Raw genomic sequence first — 16334 nt, forward strand, 5'->3', positions numbered from 1 at the left:
GCCTCTCTGTTAGCCCAGCAGCTGATGAATGCGTTTCAGGCCAGCCACCAGACGATCCACCTCTTCGGTAGTGTTATACATTACCAGCGATGCCCGGCACATTGCCGGTACCTGGTAAAATGCCATTAACGGCATGGCGCAGTGGTGCCCCGTGCGCACCGCGATACCGTAATTATCAAGAAAGCTGCCGACATCATAGGCATGGTGCTGACCCAGGTTAAAGGCGATAACACCCAGACGGTTACGCGGGCCGTAAACAGTGAACTCCGGCACCGCCGCCAGCGCATCCAGGGCATATTCCATCAGCATGGTTTCGTATTGCGCAATGGCATTGAGGTCAAGGGCGCTGACATACTCCAGCGCCGCGCCAAAGCCAATAATGCCGCCGGTATTGGGGGTACCTGCCTCAAAACGCCAGGGCGCCTTCGCCCAGGTTGTGCCTTCCGTCAGGCTGACGGTCGCGATCATCGACCCGCCCCCTTCCCATGGCGGCATGGCCTGCAGGATATCCTCTTTGGCGTAAAGAATACCGATACCGGTTGGTCCATACAGCTTATGGGCTGAGAAGACATAAAAGTCACAGTCCAGCGCCTGCACATCCACCGGGTGGTGCATCACCGCCTGCGCGCCATCGATAAGCACCTTCGCGCCATGCTGATGCGCGAGGGCTGTCATCTCCGCCACCGGGTTTTCCGTCCCCAGGACATTGGAAACATGCGTTACCGCTAAAAGCCGGGTGCGCTGGTCAAGCAGACCCGGCAGCGCTTCCATTTGCAGGGTGCCATCCGGGTTAAGAGGAAGCACCCGCAGCTCTGCGCCCACCCGCTCGCACAGCATTTGCCACGGAACGATATTGGCATGGTGCTCCATAGCGGTAATCACAATATTGTCGCCGGCCCCGACCTGGCTTGTCCCCCAGCTATTGGCGACAAGGTTAATCCCTTCTGTCGTGCCGCGAACAAAGACCAGCTCCTCTGGCAGCCGGGCGTTGATAAAGGCCGCCGCCAGGGTGCGGACGTTCTCCATCCGCTGGGTGGCTTCGGCACTCAGGGTATGAATGCCGCGGTGCACTGCGGCGTAGCCGTGGCGATAAAACTCCGCTTCCGCCTCAATCACCTGCGTGGGTTTTTGCGCGCTGGCGGCGCTGTCAAGGTAGGCCAGCGGGACGCCATTCACCTCACGGGCCAGAACCGGAAAGTCAGCGCGTACTTTCTGCACAGGAAACGTCATGCTAAACCTCCTGCAAGGCGCTGGCCGATACGCGCCAGCACCTGCTGCCTGAGCGCTTCGTCGCTGACGGCTTCGGTAAGCTCAGCGGCAAAAGCGTAGATAATCATCTTCTGCGCCGCCTCTTTATCAATGCCCCGCGAGCGCAAATAGAACATCTGTTCTTCATCAATGCGCCCGACGGTAGCGCCGTGGCTGCATTTCACATCGTCAGCGTAAATTTCAAGCTGCGGTTTGGTATCCACCTCCGCCAGCCTGCCCAACAACAGGTTGTTGTTAGTCATTTGACCGTCAGTTTTAAGGGCGTGTTGCGCAACCTTGATTAAGCCATTGAACACCGCGCGACCTTTATCGCTGACGATGGTCTTATGCAGCTGGCGACTATTGCAGTAGCCCTTGTTGTGCTCAAGCCAGGTACGCGAATCGCACACTTCGCTGTTGACCGGCATCGCCAGACTGTTCATCCGTAGCGTGGTGTTTTCGCCATTCAGCTGCGTGCTGGTGTTATGGCGCAGTACCGCGCCGCCCAGCAGGAAGCTGTGGCTGTATGCCGCCGCGTCGGCCGCCAGGCGAATATCGTTATGGGCAAAGTGATAGCTTTGCGCATTTTCGAAGGCCAGCTTGACGTGATGCAGTTGCGCATTGGCCGCCACATCCATCGTCAGGCGCGACCCGGTGAAATGCCGGTGTTCGTTGAGGCTGACGTAATGTTCGTAAATGGTCGCCTCGGCCCCCTCGGCCAGCGCCAGATGATGCCGGTAGTGCGCGGTATTCAGCTCCGCGTCCGGTAGCCCCTGGGTAATGTGCATCAGCAGCAGCGGCTTCGCAGGTCGCTGATTGCGCGCGACGCTGATATACGTAACGCTTTGCGCCAGGCTTTCGGTCAGATGGAGAAAGACCTCCGGCTGCACCGGTGCGGCCAGCGGCTGGCCATCATTCATCATGACCGTGAAACCACTGCCGTCCGTCATGTCGCTGAGATCGGCGCGAAATTGCCCGTCGACAAACACCAGCCGTGTCGCCTCTACCGGCAGCGCCAGGTTCGCACAGGTTTCAGCGCTCACCCCGGCCGTGGAAGTGACAAAGCGATTGTTCAGCAGCCCTTCCAGCGGCGTATATTTCCAGTTTTCCTGTTTGCGCGTAGGAAGACCGGTGCGCAACAGCTGCTGGAAGTGGTCGCGCGCCTGTTCTGTGCGCCCGCCGCCCTGCTCTTCAAACAGGTGATGCCACTGTTGCAGCACGTTACTGCTGTTCGGTAAGCCAGCCATAACCCTGCTCCTCCAGTTGCTTAACCAGCGTAAAGTCGCCGGATTTCACGATTCGCCCCTGATAAAGCACGTGGACAAAATCGGGCTTGATGTAATCAAGAATGCGCTGGTAGTGGGTGACGATGATAAAAGAGCGCTGCGCATCGCGCAGGGAGTTGACCCCTTCGGCAACAATTTTCAGGGCGTCGATATCCAGCCCGGAGTCGGTTTCGTCCAGAATGCACAGCGCAGGCTCCAGCACCGCCATCTGCAGAATATCGTTACGCTTCTTCTCGCCGCCGGAAAAACCAACGTTGACCGAGCGGGTAAGCAGGTCTTCCGGCATTTTCAGCAGCCTGATTTTCTCTTCCATCAAATCCTGGAAGTCGAAGCGGTCAAGCTCCTCCTGGCCGCGGTATTTACGCACCGCATTCAGCGCCGTCTGCAGGAAAAACTGGTTGCTGACGCCGGGGATCTCAACCGGGTACTGGAACGCCATAAAGACGCCCTCGCCTGCGCGCTCTTCGGGAGAGAGCTCCAGCAGGTCTTTACCCTTCCAGTTAATGATGCCGCCGGTGACTTCATAATCTTCACGCCCGGCAAGCGTTGCAGAGAGCGTACTTTTGCCTGAGCCGTTTGGCCCCATAATGGCGTGCACTTCGCCCGGTTTTACCTCCAGGCTCAGGCCACGCAAAATCTCTTTATCTTCAACGCTAACCTGCAAATCTTGAATACTTAACATGTTTGATCCTTAACGCTAACTCAGGCGGTTAACCGACGCTGTGTTCAAGGCTAATCGCCAGTAATTTTTGCGCTTCAACGGCGAATTCCAGCGGCAGTTCTGAGAACACATCCTTACAGAAGCCGTTTACGATCATTGAAATCGCATCCTCTTCGCTGATGCCGCGCTGCAGGCAGTAGAAGAGCTGATCCTCACCGATACGCGAAGTAGTGGCCTCATGCTCCAGCTGGGCGCTGTTGTTGCGGCACTCCACATAGGGGAATGTGTGTGCCCCGCAGTCCGCCCCTATCAACATTGAGTCGCACTGGGTAAAGTTTCGCGCGTTGGTGGCGGTGGGCATGATTTTCACCAGGCCACGGTAGCTGTTCTGGCTGTGCCCGGCAGAAATCCCTTTCGAAATAATGGTCGAACGGGTGTTCTTGCCGATATGGATCATCTTAGTGCCGGTGTCCGCCTGCTGATGGCCGCTGGTCAGCGCCACCGAGTAGAACTCGCCAATCGAGTTATCGCCGCGCAGAATACAGCTCGGGTATTTCCAGGTAATGGCGGAGCCGGTTTCCGACTGCGTCCACGACATCTTGCTGTTTTCGCCCTCGCACAGGGCGCGCTTGGTGACGAAGTTCAGGATCCCCCCGGTGTTGTTATCCCCCGGGAACCAGTTTTGTACCGTGGAATACTTCACTTCGGCATCTTTATGGATAATGACTTCCACGACGGCAGCATGGAGCTGGTAGCTGTCACGCACTGGCGCGGAGCAGCCTTCAATATAGCTGACGTAGCTGCCTTCATCGGCCACGAGAATGGTGCGCTCAAACTGACCGGTTTTTTCCGCGTTAATACGGAAATAGGTGGACAGTTCCATCGGACAGCGCACGCCCTTCGGCACGTAGATAAAGGTGCCATCAGAGGCCACCGCCGCGTTCAGCGCGGCGAAAAAGTTATCGTTCGACGGCACCACGGTGCCCAGATACTTTTTCACCAGCTCCGGGTGATCGTGAATCGCCTCGCCAAACGAGCAGAAAATGATCCCCTGCTCCGCCAGCTTTTCACGGTAGGTAGTGGCGACAGAAACGGAGTCAAAAATGGCGTCTACCGCCACCTCTTTACCTTCGCGCACCGGCACGCCGAGCTGCTCAAAGGCCTCTTCCACCTCTTTACTTAAATAGGCGTTTGCCCCGGTCTGTTGCACCGCACCCGGCTGCGATGCGCAGCTGTCGTCGCAGTTGCCGCAGGAGGGAGCTGAGTAGTAGCTGTAATCCTGGTAGTTGAGCTTGTCATAATGGGCTTTCAGCCAGTGCGGCTCTTCCATCTCAACCCAGGCGTGATAAGCGTTAAGCCGAAATTCCAGCATCCACTCCGGCTCATTACGCTTGGCTGAAATTGCGCGCACCACCTCCTCGTTGATCCCTTTCGCCAGCTCATCAGTTGTCAGCCGGGTAAAGAACCCCTCTTTATAGTTGAGGTTGCCGCTCCACATCTGGACATCGTCAGTTGCTTCTGTATTACGAGACATAGTACCGCCTATACCCCAAAGCTTTCGCCGCAGCCACATTCGTGCTGCGCTTTTGGGTTATGAAATTTGAAGATCTGGTTTAATCCTTCCCGCACGTAATCCACTTCCGTGCCGTCAATAAACGGCATCGCCTGAAGGGGAACATACAGACGCGCGCCGTCCAGCTCGTACAGCAGGTCATCTTCATCAGGCTCGCTTACGGTATCAAGCACGTAGCCAAACCCGGCGCAGCCCGTCTGTTTAATACCCAGACGCACGCCCAGCAGGCCCGGTTGTTTGCTGCATAACGTACGGATATGTTCTGCGGCGGCAGGCGTTAACGTCAGCCCGCGCCAGGAAAAGTCCTGCGGATTAAATGTTCCGGAATGCGATTCCATAGGTCTACCTCACGTAAGAAGCCATAAGGGCATAACCCTATGTTAGTGATAATGATTCTCACTTCAACCTCTATTCCAAAGGGTTATTCCTGCGAGGCCCAATTTTTACACCTCTGGTATAAGCATAGACCCTGTGGCAAGGCTTTACAGATAAGTAAAAAATAGTTTAATCAATTGAAAAATAATGGGTCTTTAAAACAGAAAAGGAGACGCAGAGACAAGAATTAAAGATGTATAGGCAATACCTATTTTTAAGATAGGCCGCTGAAAAGCACAAATTTATAAGGCGGGGAGAAGCAAAGGACGTGAAAAACAACATAAAGGAAAGCCGGGGAAGGCCCCACGGCTCTCGACTGCGCCATCAATGATGCAGCATTTCGTCAACCACCTGCTCATCGGACAGCTGATACGGGTAATAAGTCGGCCAGTTATCCATCTCTTCCAGCAGCGCCTGCTGGGAAGTATTGCCCATAAAGATATGATAATGGGCAGACTTGCGCGGTGCGATAGTATGGTCGCTGAACTGAACATATTTCGGCGCTTTGCTGGCAGCGTCTTTACATTCAAACAGGTAACGCACCCCTTTTTTACCCGAGGCGTAAGTCAGGATTTTGTAGCCAGCGTAATCATATTTACAGGCGTTGACGCTGTCGCCGGTGTGGAACTCCATCACGCCGTTTTCAATGCCGATGGTGGCAACGTCAGTGGCGTAGCCCCGACGATAGTACGCTTTAATCTCTTCGGCGTTTTTGCCGCCCTCTTTAGCCGCTTTCTTTTTGAAAACCGGGTCAAGCGCGCCGCTCTGTAATAACGGATAAACTGACTGCCAGACGCCGTCCCAGTCCGTCAGGGCACGATCCTGAACGTCCTTATCGTCAAATACCCCCTCCGCCGCCTGCTGTTCTTTTTCCGTTAACGGTTTGCCGTGGGCATGATGAGCATGAGCAAAGACCTGCGTACTCAAGAGCAGCGCGCCAAGCGCCAGGGTAATTTTTCCAGTTTGACCAGCCAAAGTGTGTCCCTCAATGGTAGAAATGAAATATAATGTTACGATATAACATATCACTCATCAAGCCGCTGACGCCATAAAAAACCCAACCGGGTGTAGCCGGTTGGGTCAGCACTTACAGGTAGAGTGACGCCTCGCCTGGCGGGCGCGTTTTAAAGCGGCGGTGGATCCAGAGGTACTGCTCCGGTGCCCGCATGATCTCCTGCTCTATCACCCGGTTCATGTAGCTGGCCGCTTCATGTTCATTCCGGGACGGATAATCCGTCATCGCCCGGCCAATATTCAGCACATAACCGGAACGATCGCCTTTGCGAATCATCGTGACGGTCAGCATGGCGGCGCCGGAGAGACGCGACAGGACATAAGTGCCGTTGGTGGTGGCGGCGTTTTCGACCGAAAAGAATGGCGCGAACGTGCTGCCTTTGCTGCCGTAGTCCTGATCGGGCGCGAACCAGACCGCTTCGCCACGCTTGAGTTCGCTCACCAGCCCTTTCAGGTTACGCCGGTCAATCATCGATTTGTTTGAACGCATCCGCCCGCGGGTCTGCACCCACTCCATTAACGGGCTGTTGTGCGGCCGGTAGGTCGCCATCATCGGCTGGCATAGCCCCATGACGCGGCCACCCAGCTCCAGGGACATAAAGTGCACGCCGACGACCATGACGCCGCGATGGTTGGCCTGCGCCGCCACCAGGTGCTGATAGCCTTCGACATCAAACCAGCGGCGAACCCGCTTATCCGGCCAGAACCAGGCCATGCCGGTTTCGAACAGCGCCATGCCAAGGGAGCTGAAATTCCTGGCTATAGTCGCTTCACGCAGCTCTGCGCTCATCGTGGGAAAACAGAGCTCCAGATTGCGGCGGGCAATGCGCTCACGGCGTTTGAGGAAAGGACGGGCAAGCGTGCCCAGCGTTTCACCAAGCCGACAGAGTACAGGGTATGGAAGTTGCACGAGCAGCCAGAGCAGGCCGAGACCGGCCCATGTGCCCCAGTGACGAGGGTGTAAAAACGCCTTCTGAAAAGGAGTATGCATAAAGGTTACCTGTAAGCTTCAAAAAGTAGCGCTTAAGGAAACAACGAATCACTTCATCAGGTCTTTATGCGTTACGCCGGCGGGCTACGGCTGATGCCGAACCCGGTTTAATTGTGTGCAATATAGCACGAAGGGTTAAGTCAGATTGTGTCATAAAATGGGGGAAGTATGAATATTTGCGACAGGTTTCCCTGCCGCAAAATTATCAGACCACGGCGGTGGTGAGCCGCGATGAGCAGCACATCTTGCCCTGCTCGTTATAGATATCGATCTGCCACACCTGATGGCGGCCGCCCGCGTGCAGCGCGCGGCAAACGCCCCGCACCCGCCCGCTGGTGACGGCGCGCAGGTGATTGGCGTTCACCTCCACGCCAACCACCTTCTGTGCGCCTTCGGTGCATAAATAGCCCGCGACCGAGCCGAGCGTCTCCGCCAGCACCACCGAAGCCCCGCCGTGCAGCAGGCCGAAGGGCTGGCAGGTACGCGCGTCCACCGGCATGGTCGCCTCCAGCGAATCGTCGCCGATAGCGTCAAAGCGGATATCCAGCAGCCCGACCATATTGCCCTCGCCCATGGCATTAAGGGCTTCAAGCGTTACCGCACGTTTCCAGATCATCCGATTATCTCCAGTAAAGCCTGCAGGGGATGGCGCACGCCGTTACCCTCCACCCGTTTGACCTGGCTGCGGCAGGAGTACCCGGTCGCCAGACAACGGCTGCGCGGTAAGCGCTGCAGCGCCTGATGCCAGGAGAGCTCGTAGATGCCCAGCGAGCTGGCATGGTTTTTTACTTCATGACCGTAGGTTCCCGCCATGCCGCAGCAGCCGACGCTGACGTTTTCAAGCTTCGCGCCAAAGCGGGCGAAGATGGCGGCCCATTGCGTCACTGACGCGGGCAGCGCCGTGACTTCGGTACAGTGGCCGAACAGATACCAGGGTTCGCCGCTGACGTCCCGCTTATCCAGCCCTTGCAGAACGGAGGGCAGCCACTCATGCACCAGCATCACGTGAAAATCGCCGCGCTTGTCGCCAAGGGCCAGCTTGTACTCGTCTCGATAACAGAGTACCAGCGCCGGGTCCACCCCCACCATCGGCATACCAAGTTCAGCCACCCGGTTTAGGAAGTCCGCCGTTTTCTGCGCCGTTTTCGCAAAGCGGGTAAGGAAGCCTTTAATATGCTGCGCTTTGCCGTTAGGAGAGAAAGGCAGCACCACCGGCTGATACCCCAGCTTCTCGACCAGTCGAACAAAGTCCGCCACTACCTGCGCATCGTAGTAGCTGGTAAACGGGTCCTGCACCACCAGCACGATGTTGGCTTTTTCGGCGTCGCTAAGCCTTTCTAACTGCTCAAGCGTCATATTTGCCGAGCGATGCCCCACCATCCGGCGCTGCAAGGAGGGAACCGACAGCAGCGGCAGATCGACCATCCCGATATGCTTTTGCGACAGGCTGCGAACCCACGGCTGGCTCATAAAGAAGTTGAACGTTTTCGGCGCGCGCGCCATTAACGGGGCGTAACTTTCCACCGTCGCGACCAGATGGTCGCGTACCGGTCGCAGATAACGGGTGTGGTAAAGCTGCAGGAAGCGGGAGCGGAACTCCGGCACATCAATTTTAATCGGACACTGGGTCGAACAGGCTTTACAGGCCAGGCAGCCAGACATGGCCTCTTTTACCTCGTGGGAGAAATCATACTCCCCCTTACGGGCGTGCCAGCTGTTGCGCGTGCGTTCAATCAGCGAGCGCAGGCTGGCCCCTTTGCCGGGCAGCTCTTTTTCCAGCGTTACCGGGTCGATACCGCGATCCGCCAGCAAACGTAGCCATTCACGTACCAGCGTCGCACGCCCTTTCGGCGAGTGAATACGGTTGCCGGAGATCTTCATCGACGGGCACATCGGGCTTTTCGCATCGAAGTTAAAGCACAATCCGTTGCCGTTACACTCCATCGCGCCGCGCCAGGCGCCTCGCACGGCAATGGGGATCTGCCGATCGAACGTGCCGCGCTTGATGTCGTCAACCTGTTTCATTGGCGCGTCAATGCCCTCCGGCGGGCAGATTTTGCCCGGATTAAGCCGGTTGTCGGGATCGAATGCCGCCTTCACCTTGCGTAATTCAGCATACAGTTCCGGGCCGAAAAAGGCCGGGCTGTATTCCGCGCGAAACCCTTTGCCGTGCTCGCCCCACAGTAGCCCGCCATATTTCGCCGTCAGCGCCACCACCTTATCAGAGATCTTTTTCATCAGGATCTCCTGTTGCGGGTCGCACATATCCAGCGCCGGGCGCACGTGCAGCACCCCGGCGTCCACATGGCCAAACATACCGTAGCTCAGGCCGTGACCGTCCAGTAGCGCACGGAACTCAGCAATATAGTCCGCCAGATGCTCCGGCGGCACGCAGGTATCTTCGGCAAAAGGAATGGGTTTTGCCGCCCCCTTCGCATTGCCCAGCAAGCCCACGGCTTTTTTGCGCATCGCGTAGATACGCTCAACCCCGGCCAGTTCAGTACATACCTGCCAGCCAATGATGCCGCCTTCCCCTGATGCCATCAGCGCATCAAGCCTGGCGCACAGCTCGCTGACCTGTTGATTGATCAGCGTTTCGTCATCACCGGCAAACTCCACGATATTCAGGCCGAGCATCTCTTTGTCGGGGACGTCAGCGATCAGCTCGCTGACCGAATGCCAGACAATGTCTTCCCGCGCCAGGTTGAGGACTTTGGAGTCCACCGTTTCGACGGAAAGCGCTCGCGCCGCCACCATAAACGGGGCGTTACGCAGGGCGGAATCAAACGAGTCGTATTTAACGTTGACCAACTGGCGCACTTTCGGCAAAGGCGTGATATTGAGCCGCGCTTCGCTAATAAACGCCAGCGTGCCTTCCGAGCCGGTCAGTACCCGGGTCAGGTCAAACTCCGTCATATCGTCATTAAAGACATGACGCAGGTCATAGCCGGTGAGAAAGCGGTTTAGCTTCGGAAATTTTTCGACAATGAGCTCACGGTTATCCCGGCAGCGCTCGAAGACCGTTCGATAGATGCGGCCCGTTGCGGTGTTCGCATTGCCCAGCGTCTGTGCCAGCGCCGTCGGCACAGGTTGCGTATCAAGGATATCGCCCCCCAGCAGCACGGCCCGCACCCCCAGCACATGATCGGAGGTTTTGCCATAAACCAGCGAGCCCTGCCCGGAGGCATCGGTATTGATCATTCCGCCCAGGGTTGCGCGGTTGCTGGTTGAGAGCTCCGGCGCGAAAAAATACCCGTAAGGTTTCAGGAATTGATTAAGCTGATCTTTAATGACTCCCGCTTCCACACGCACCCATCCTTCCTGCGGATTGATCTCAATGATGCGGTTCATATAGCGGGACATATCGACAATGATGCCCTGGTTTAATGCCTGACCGTTCGTGCCGGTGCCGCCGCCGCGCGGGGTGAATACCAGCGACTGAAAACGTGTTTCGGCAGCGAGACGCGCAATCAGCGCGACATCAGCGGTAGAACGGGGGAACAGCACAGCGTCCGGCAGCAGCTGGTAGATACTGTTGTCCGTCGCCATGGTTAGCCTGTCGGCGTAGCTGGTGGCGGTATCGCCGGTAAAACCCTGTTGCTCCAGTGCCTGTAAAAAATTCAGCACCAGTTGAACGACGCCCGGTGCCTGAGAAATCTGTGGGATCATTACTCTTGACCCTGCCTGACTGTTAGAGTTGTGAATAGTTAATCGTTTGCTTGCAGCATCACACGTTGTATCACATTTTTTTCTTATGCGCCCGGCAGATTTACGGGCAGAATCAGGCAGTCTAAAATCGCTGAAATCATTACCCATTATGGTGAATGCTTTCCTCCAACTCCTTTCAAGGTGAACACGTTTTATGGCCTTTCAACCGCAGTCCAGGGATGTGCCGCAGGTGATGCTGTCGGTACTGTTTCTTGCCCTTATGATTATCGCCTGTCTATGGATAGTGCAGCCGTTTATTCTTGGTTTCGCCTGGGCAGGGACGGTCGTCATTGCCACCTGGCCCGTGCTGCTTCGGGTTCAGCGCGTGCTCTTTGGCCGTCGCTCGCTGGCGGTGCTGGCAATGACGCTGATGCTTTTCTTGTTATTTATTATTCCGGTCGCCCTGCTGGTCAATAGCCTGGTGGATACCGGCGGGCCGGTGATTAAGACAGTGACCGCGGGCGGGCTGACGCCGCCAGAGTTTGACTGGCTCAGAAGCGTGCCGCTGATCGGTGAGAAGCTCTACAGCGGCTGGCATAATCTGCTGGATATGGGCGGCAGCGCTATTCTTGCCAAACTCAAACCTTATGTCGGCGCTACCACTACCTGGTTTGTCGGCCAGGCGGCGCATATTGGCCGCTTTATGCTGCACTGCGCGCTGATGCTGCTGTTCAGCGCCTTGCTGTACTGGCGCGGCGAGCAGGTTGCTCAGGGCATTCGCCATTTCGCCTTTCGTCTGGCGGCTAAACGCGGCGACGCAGCGGTGCTGCTGGCCGGTCAGGCCATTCGCGCCGTCGCGCTGGGGGTCGTAGTGACCGCGCTGGTGCAGGCGGTGCTTGGCGGCGTAGGTCTGGCGGTTGCTGGCGTGCCTTATGCCACCCTGTTTACGGTTGTGATGCTCATGACCTGCCTGATACAGCTGGGGCCGCTTATTGTGCTGGTTCCGGCAATTATCTGGCTTTACTGGAGCGGCGATACCACATGGGGCACCGTGCTGCTGGTATGGAGCGTAGTGGTCGGTACGCTTGATAACTTTATCCGCCCGATGCTGATTCGTATGGGCGCTGACCTGCCGCTCATTCTGATCCTCTCCGGGGTCATCGGCGGGCTGGTGGCCTTTGGCATGATTGGACTGTTTATCGGCCCGGTACTGCTGGCGGTGACCTGGCGGCTCTTCTCCGCATGGGTCAATGAAGTTCCCGCCCCTGGCCCCATCCCGGAAGATGTGCTGGAAGAGGTCGACGATCTCCCCAACTCCACCCGCTAAACCGTGGCGGGGAAACCCGCCTCTCTGAATGAATATTAAGTATTGCTAATCTGTTTTTTACTGACTGACGGGCAATTCGGCTTGCTACGGGCCGTTTTGCCGCTGCCGCTTCGCAAAATCTTCACTACCGTTAAACTAATGAGACGAATCTGATCGACTCAAAAATTGCCGGTGCCTACTATTAGGTCACGGTTATAAATCAACTCCTTGATTTATAAACATGGAAATCCCCTGAGTGAAACAACGAATTGCTGTGTGTAGTCTTTGCCCATCTCCCACGATGGGCTTTTTTTTATCCTGATTTCAGGCATCAGTTCAGCAATGGCGGCGTTTCAGGGATGCAGCACGTTGAGGGTATGCGATTACCTGTGTGCCGTTTGTGTACCATTTGTGTGCTACCAGCGTAAATCAGGTGAGTGTTACAGTAATTTTCCAAAGCGCTCACATGTTCATTTTTTAACCAAAAACAAAACGAACTTTAATCATAAATCACTTCACGGGGTAAGCACTCGTTAGATTCAGCGCAAGAGCCAATTAAAATTAGCCATTTTCATAATAAAAAATAAAATAAAATGCTTAACTACAACAAGGATAAGATAACGAGTGTGATATGAGTGGACGAATAACAACAATATGCACTGTATTAGGTGTTGCAATTGGTGCTATAGGTCTATATTTACCATATAGAGGTGAAATAAATGAAGCGCTTTATCAAAAAGAATTTCTAACAGGTAAGTGGTCGACAGACGCTGAATATATAATAAATAGTGGAGATCTTGGCTTAAATAAAGATCAACCACTTGTTATTATACAATTTATCGCCAATCCCGATGGTTCAATTGATGGTGAAATAATATCTGAAGGTTTATGTGATGCTATGCCAATAACTTGGAATATAACATTAAATAGTGAACCTCCATCAGTAATTAATTTTATAGTCCCAAGGAAGTTTCAAGTTCGCCAACTAATAGATGGTTCTATGGATAAAAGCCCTATTGTTGCAACTTTAAAAATAGTTAATGAAGATCGAAAGCATAATTCAATAACATTTGATATAACCGATGATGCTACCGGAACTTTACCAAAGCAATTGACGGTAGCTAAAGACCTCCCTAAATTTGAAGAAAACTATAAGTATCTGCAAAACTACTGCGCTGATTCCACTAAGAAATTCTATAAGAAAGTATTGCCAGAACTTAGAAAGATGAGAGATAAAAAAGCAAATTAATTTTATATAAAACGCCCTGACTAGGGCGTAAAGTTTAGTTTCACCACGAAACTTAATATTATCTTGTTGACCAGTTCCCCATTGTTTTGTTTAACCCGCCCTGACGGTTGGATTTTACGTTTTGATTTTTGACATACTCCGATAGGAATTTATCAAGCGCGTTAGCCAGTTTTTGCGCGTCACCAGTTGTTGCACTGTTTTTGCTATCTACCCCGCCCTTATTGCCGTTATCGTTGATGGTGATGTTGATTACTGGTGCGGTTGAACCCAGCCCACCACGTGTTGCGCCCAATTTAGGGACATCAGAAACCGCAAAAGAATTAGCCGTTAATGCAGCATTAGCCGCTGAATTACCACTACTTGAACCAAACCCCATTAAACCGCCAACGTAGTCATTAAATGGTTTTACCAACCAATTACCAACCATATATTTTTCTTCCATAACGGCGACATCTTTAAAGAATTTTTCAAAATTCAATGTTCCGGATGTCAAGAAATCAGTTAAATCACCCGTCATTAAATCAAGTGATTTAGACCAGATTTTTTCTTGCTGCGCCGCGACATTATCAAACCTTTCATCATATTCTTTCCAGCCAGCTTTCATCCCCGCTATAGCTGAATGAAGGTTTTTTTCATAATCTTCAAATCCGCTTTCACTGGCTTTCAATGCTGCATTGCGCTGTTGTGTGATTTTTGCAATTTCTGAATCAAACGCAGAATTATTTGCATCCTTACCCTGACGGCGGCGTAATTCGTTAACCCTATCAATCATTTTATCAAACTGCTGATTAATCTGGTCTTGCGCTTGCTGGAAATCATACGCATCTTTAGTTAGGTTACTAAATGGCTGATTTTTTGTATCCCAACGCCTATTGATGGAATTAATTATTGATTGCGATTGTTCATCAATACCATAAATTGAGTTTTTCAACTGGCTTAAAGCACGCGCCGCACGTTCCGCTGATTTTTCCGCTTCTGTTTTTCCGGTGTGTTGCCTAAATGATGGATGCAGAAAAGCGTTAAAATCGTGATAGGCTTTCGTATGGCTTATATCTGGAAGTTTTACGGAATTTACCGATTCCTCAACAGCCTTATGATATTCATTAGCATCTTTTTTAATGGTTTCTTTTCGCTGCTTCATACCTTCCATGATTTTTTGCTGAACTTGCACACCTTTTGCGGAGTACCCATAAGCGCCCATCCCCATATAATCCATTACATCACCCCAGAACGAAGGCTGTTTTAATTCATTTTGATTACCCTGAGATTCACGCACTTCATTTTCCACCCCCTGCAACAACTGACTAATCATATCAGCGCCAGCAGCTTTATAATTACCGCTTTGAATATCTTTGTTTACTTTATCTAGCAAGCCATCACCCATTTTATAAAGAGCGGCATAACCTTTTGTTGCATCGGTTTGTGTTTCTGTAAGGATTTTTTCTAATGCTTCTGTTTGCTTATCACCAAATTCCTGCTGATATTGCAAAAGGATAGAGCCATGTTGTTTAATAAAATCAGCGCTTAACCCAGAGTTGAGAGCGTTAGAAACAAATTCCTCTTTAACTTCTTTTGATGCTTCTTTAACGGTTTCAAGGCCATTAACAATTTCATCAATTTTCCCGGAAAATAAAGCGCCAGCATTACCGGATAATATAGCGGTTTGCTGTAAATCCTTCTGCGCTTGTGCGGCCTCCTGAATGCTTTCCGTTAGTGCCTCGACGCCCTCAACGGCTGCTGTAAGCCCCATGATAACGCCAGTACCAGCCAAACCACCCATACCAGCCGCGCCTAAAAAAATTGACGCAGATCCGCGCAAATTAGCCCATCGTCCAGACATAATTTCGTGTGACATTACGCCTAATTCACGTTGTGCATTGTGATTTTCTTTAATGCCACCAACAAATTTAGACCACCATCCCTTGCCAGCGGTTTCACCAGAATTAATAATATCTTGTGTAACCGTATTCTGTAGGGAATTAAAATCACGGGTAATATTACCCATGAAGCCGCGCCGCATTCCATCAGGCATTGTTTGAGCGGAAAATGATTGCGCCATTTTATCAATGCTACTTGTAACGCCTTGCGCTGATTTGGCTAATTCATCAAGCCGTGTTGTTGCTGTTTCTACTTGTGATGTATCAACCGAAAAACCTAGATCAGCATTGTCACCTGCCATTTTATTCACCTCTGATTTAATATTAATGTTACTTTGTTCGCTACGCTCACGCCCCTACGGGGCTGGTGGGTGAAGAAAAGGAAGTTTTTCTTGCACCATCACCATTCATTTAATTACTGCGTTAAATCTAGAAACCGCATCGGCGCATATGACGTGCATCGCGTCGCTGGCGTTCCTGTTTTTGCTGAAAATCGTGCTTCTGCTGCGCTTCAGCATCATGCAATTTAATGATTTTAAAACGGCTGGTTGATTTATTTCCGGCTAATTGCTCATTACGTTTAGCCGCTGCATTTGCTGCCAGTTCGCGCGTTTTATAAAAGATTAATCCTTTTGTGCTTCCTTTATAAAGCTACGCAAGGCTGGGTGAAGGTTTTCCGGCCTCCACCAGCACCATAGACCATTTAATAAATCGTTCATCTATAATCATTGTTTATTACCCAATGTAACGTTAAGATAATCATGCACACCACGCTTTACCAAATCAGCAATTTCATTTCGTTGATTCATTGCGCGACGCTGTTTAAGAGCTTCTGTTAGGTTTCCTGATTTAAACAATTCTTTTGTGTTATTCAAATCGGGCACAACAATTTCATTCAGCACATATTCATATTTATCTTTCTGCGCTGCCGGAATCGTTGCATTCATTTTCTGTGCATAGCGCATACCTTCAATATAATCAGTAAAAATTCGTTTAGGTTTGACGCCACGATTTGCTACATTTTGGTCTGATGGAACATCTTCAACCCTTTCACCTTTACGCCAAAAAAAGACACCATACTTTTTATCAGTCATTTTTGATTTCCT

13 protein-coding genes and 1 other RNA gene are annotated in these 16334 nt (G+C 52.5%); 3 read left to right on the top strand and 11 right to left on the bottom strand.

Annotated elements, in window-relative coordinates:
- Positions 1–9: 9 nt before the first annotated feature.
- From sufS to ydiJ, 9 genes are all read right to left on the bottom strand, one after another.
- Complete coding sequence (gene sufS, locus ENTHG_RS06920; RefSeq protein ID WP_044177205.1) at positions 10–1230, bottom strand: cysteine desulfurase SufS; 1221 nt, start codon at positions 1228–1230, stop codon at positions 10–12.
- On the bottom strand, positions 1227–2495 hold the full coding sequence (gene sufD, locus ENTHG_RS06925; RefSeq protein ID WP_044177209.1) for a Fe-S cluster assembly protein SufD: 1269 nt from the start codon (positions 2493–2495) through the stop codon (positions 1227–1229). The genes sufS and sufD overlap by 4 nt, the downstream gene beginning before the upstream one ends.
- On the bottom strand, positions 2470–3216 hold the full coding sequence (sufC, locus tag ENTHG_RS06930) for a Fe-S cluster assembly ATPase SufC (RefSeq protein ID WP_044177213.1): 747 nt from the start codon (positions 3214–3216) through the stop codon (positions 2470–2472). Before sufC ends, sufD begins: the two co-directional genes overlap by 26 nt.
- Positions 3217–3244: 28 nt before the next feature.
- Positions 3245–4729, bottom strand: a complete 1485-nt coding sequence (gene sufB / locus ENTHG_RS06935; protein WP_044177216.1) for a Fe-S cluster assembly protein SufB — start codon at positions 4727–4729, stop codon at positions 3245–3247.
- Between the two features lie 8 nt (positions 4730–4737).
- Positions 4738–5106 carry a Fe-S cluster assembly scaffold SufA gene (gene sufA, locus ENTHG_RS06940; RefSeq protein ID WP_044177220.1) on the bottom strand — a complete coding sequence of 123 codons (369 nt, stop codon included), beginning with the start codon at positions 5104–5106 and terminating at the stop codon, positions 4738–4740.
- Between the two features lie 361 nt (positions 5107–5467).
- Positions 5468–6118: a metal-binding protein ZinT gene (gene zinT / locus ENTHG_RS06945; RefSeq protein ID WP_044177223.1), complete on the bottom strand. Its 651-nt coding sequence runs from the start codon at positions 6116–6118 to the stop codon at positions 5468–5470.
- A gap of 112 nt (positions 6119–6230) precedes the next feature.
- Complete coding sequence (gene lpxP, locus ENTHG_RS06950) at positions 6231–7148, bottom strand: kdo(2)-lipid IV(A) palmitoleoyltransferase (protein WP_044177226.1); 918 nt, start codon at positions 7146–7148, stop codon at positions 6231–6233.
- A 205-nt stretch (positions 7149–7353) separates the two neighbouring features.
- Positions 7354–7764 (bottom strand): 1,4-dihydroxy-2-naphthoyl-CoA hydrolase, encoded by a 411-nt coding sequence (menI, locus tag ENTHG_RS06955; RefSeq protein ID WP_044177230.1) that lies wholly within the window; start codon positions 7762–7764, stop codon positions 7354–7356.
- The gene (gene ydiJ, locus ENTHG_RS06960; RefSeq protein WP_044177233.1) at positions 7761–10817 is read right to left on the bottom strand and encodes a D-2-hydroxyglutarate dehydrogenase YdiJ; all 3057 of its coding nucleotides are present in this window, start codon (positions 10815–10817) and stop codon (positions 7761–7763) included. Before ydiJ ends, menI begins: the two co-directional genes overlap by 4 nt.
- A 193-nt stretch (positions 10818–11010) precedes the next feature.
- Between ydiJ and ydiK the strand changes: the two genes are divergently transcribed.
- The 3 genes from ydiK (at position 11011) to ENTHG_RS06970 (ending at position 13351) form a co-directional block, all read left to right on the top strand.
- Positions 11011–12123, top strand: a complete 1113-nt coding sequence (ydiK, locus tag ENTHG_RS06965) for an AI-2E family transporter YdiK (RefSeq protein WP_044177235.1) — start codon at positions 11011–11013, stop codon at positions 12121–12123.
- A 188-nt stretch (positions 12124–12311) separates the two neighbouring features.
- Positions 12312–12419: antisense sRNA RprA (gene rprA, locus ENTHG_RS24080), an RNA gene on the top strand.
- 314 nt (positions 12420–12733) lie between these two features.
- On the top strand, positions 12734–13351 hold the full coding sequence (locus tag ENTHG_RS06970; RefSeq protein WP_044177239.1) for a hypothetical protein: 618 nt from the start codon (positions 12734–12736) through the stop codon (positions 13349–13351).
- Positions 13352–13409: 58 nt separating this feature from the next.
- On the opposite strand, the gene ENTHG_RS06975 is transcribed toward ENTHG_RS06970, so the two are convergent.
- Positions 13410–15530: a phage tail tape measure C-terminal domain-containing protein gene (locus ENTHG_RS06975; RefSeq protein ID WP_044177241.1), complete on the bottom strand. Its 2121-nt coding sequence runs from the start codon at positions 15528–15530 to the stop codon at positions 13410–13412.
- A 423-nt stretch (positions 15531–15953) separates the two neighbouring features.
- Positions 15954–16322, bottom strand: a complete 369-nt coding sequence (locus ENTHG_RS06980; RefSeq protein ID WP_044177244.1) for a hypothetical protein — start codon at positions 16320–16322, stop codon at positions 15954–15956.
- Between the last annotated feature and the right edge of the window lie 12 nt (positions 16323–16334).

Origin of the sequence: Phytobacter massiliensis JC163 (assembly GCF_000321045.1) — a bacterium.
Taxonomy (GTDB): Bacteria; Pseudomonadota; Gammaproteobacteria; order Enterobacterales; family Enterobacteriaceae; genus Phytobacter_A; species Phytobacter_A massiliensis.

Excerpts from the sequence above, each read along its gene's own strand:
- sufS (WP_044177205.1), bottom strand. The coding sequence starts at position 1,230 with ATGACGTTTCCTGTGCAGAAAGTACGCGCTGACTTTCCGGTTCTGGCC.
- sufD (WP_044177209.1), bottom strand. The coding sequence starts at position 2,495 with ATGGCTGGCTTACCGAACAGCAGTAACGTGCTGCAACAGTGGCATCAC.
- sufC (WP_044177213.1), bottom strand. The coding sequence starts at position 3,216 with ATGTTAAGTATTCAAGATTTGCAGGTTAGCGTTGAAGATAAAGAGATT.
- sufB (WP_044177216.1), bottom strand. The coding sequence starts at position 4,729 with ATGTCTCGTAATACAGAAGCAACTGACGATGTCCAGATGTGGAGCGGC.
- sufA (WP_044177220.1), bottom strand. The coding sequence starts at position 5,106 with ATGGAATCGCATTCCGGAACATTTAATCCGCAGGACTTTTCCTGGCGC.
- lpxP (WP_044177226.1), bottom strand. The coding sequence starts at position 7,148 with ATGCATACTCCTTTTCAGAAGGCGTTTTTACACCCTCGTCACTGGGGC.
- menI (WP_044177230.1), bottom strand. The coding sequence starts at position 7,764 with ATGATCTGGAAACGTGCGGTAACGCTTGAAGCCCTTAATGCCATGGGC.
- ydiJ (WP_044177233.1), bottom strand. The coding sequence starts at position 10,817 with ATGATCCCACAGATTTCTCAGGCACCGGGCGTCGTTCAACTGGTGCTG.
- ydiK (WP_044177235.1), top strand. The coding sequence starts at position 11,011 with ATGGCCTTTCAACCGCAGTCCAGGGATGTGCCGCAGGTGATGCTGTCG.
- ENTHG_RS06970 (WP_044177239.1), top strand. The coding sequence starts at position 12,734 with ATGAGTGGACGAATAACAACAATATGCACTGTATTAGGTGTTGCAATT.
- ENTHG_RS06975 (WP_044177241.1), bottom strand. The coding sequence starts at position 15,530 with ATGGCAGGTGACAATGCTGATCTAGGTTTTTCGGTTGATACATCACAA.
- ENTHG_RS06980 (WP_044177244.1), bottom strand. The coding sequence starts at position 16,322 with ATGACTGATAAAAAGTATGGTGTCTTTTTTTGGCGTAAAGGTGAAAGG.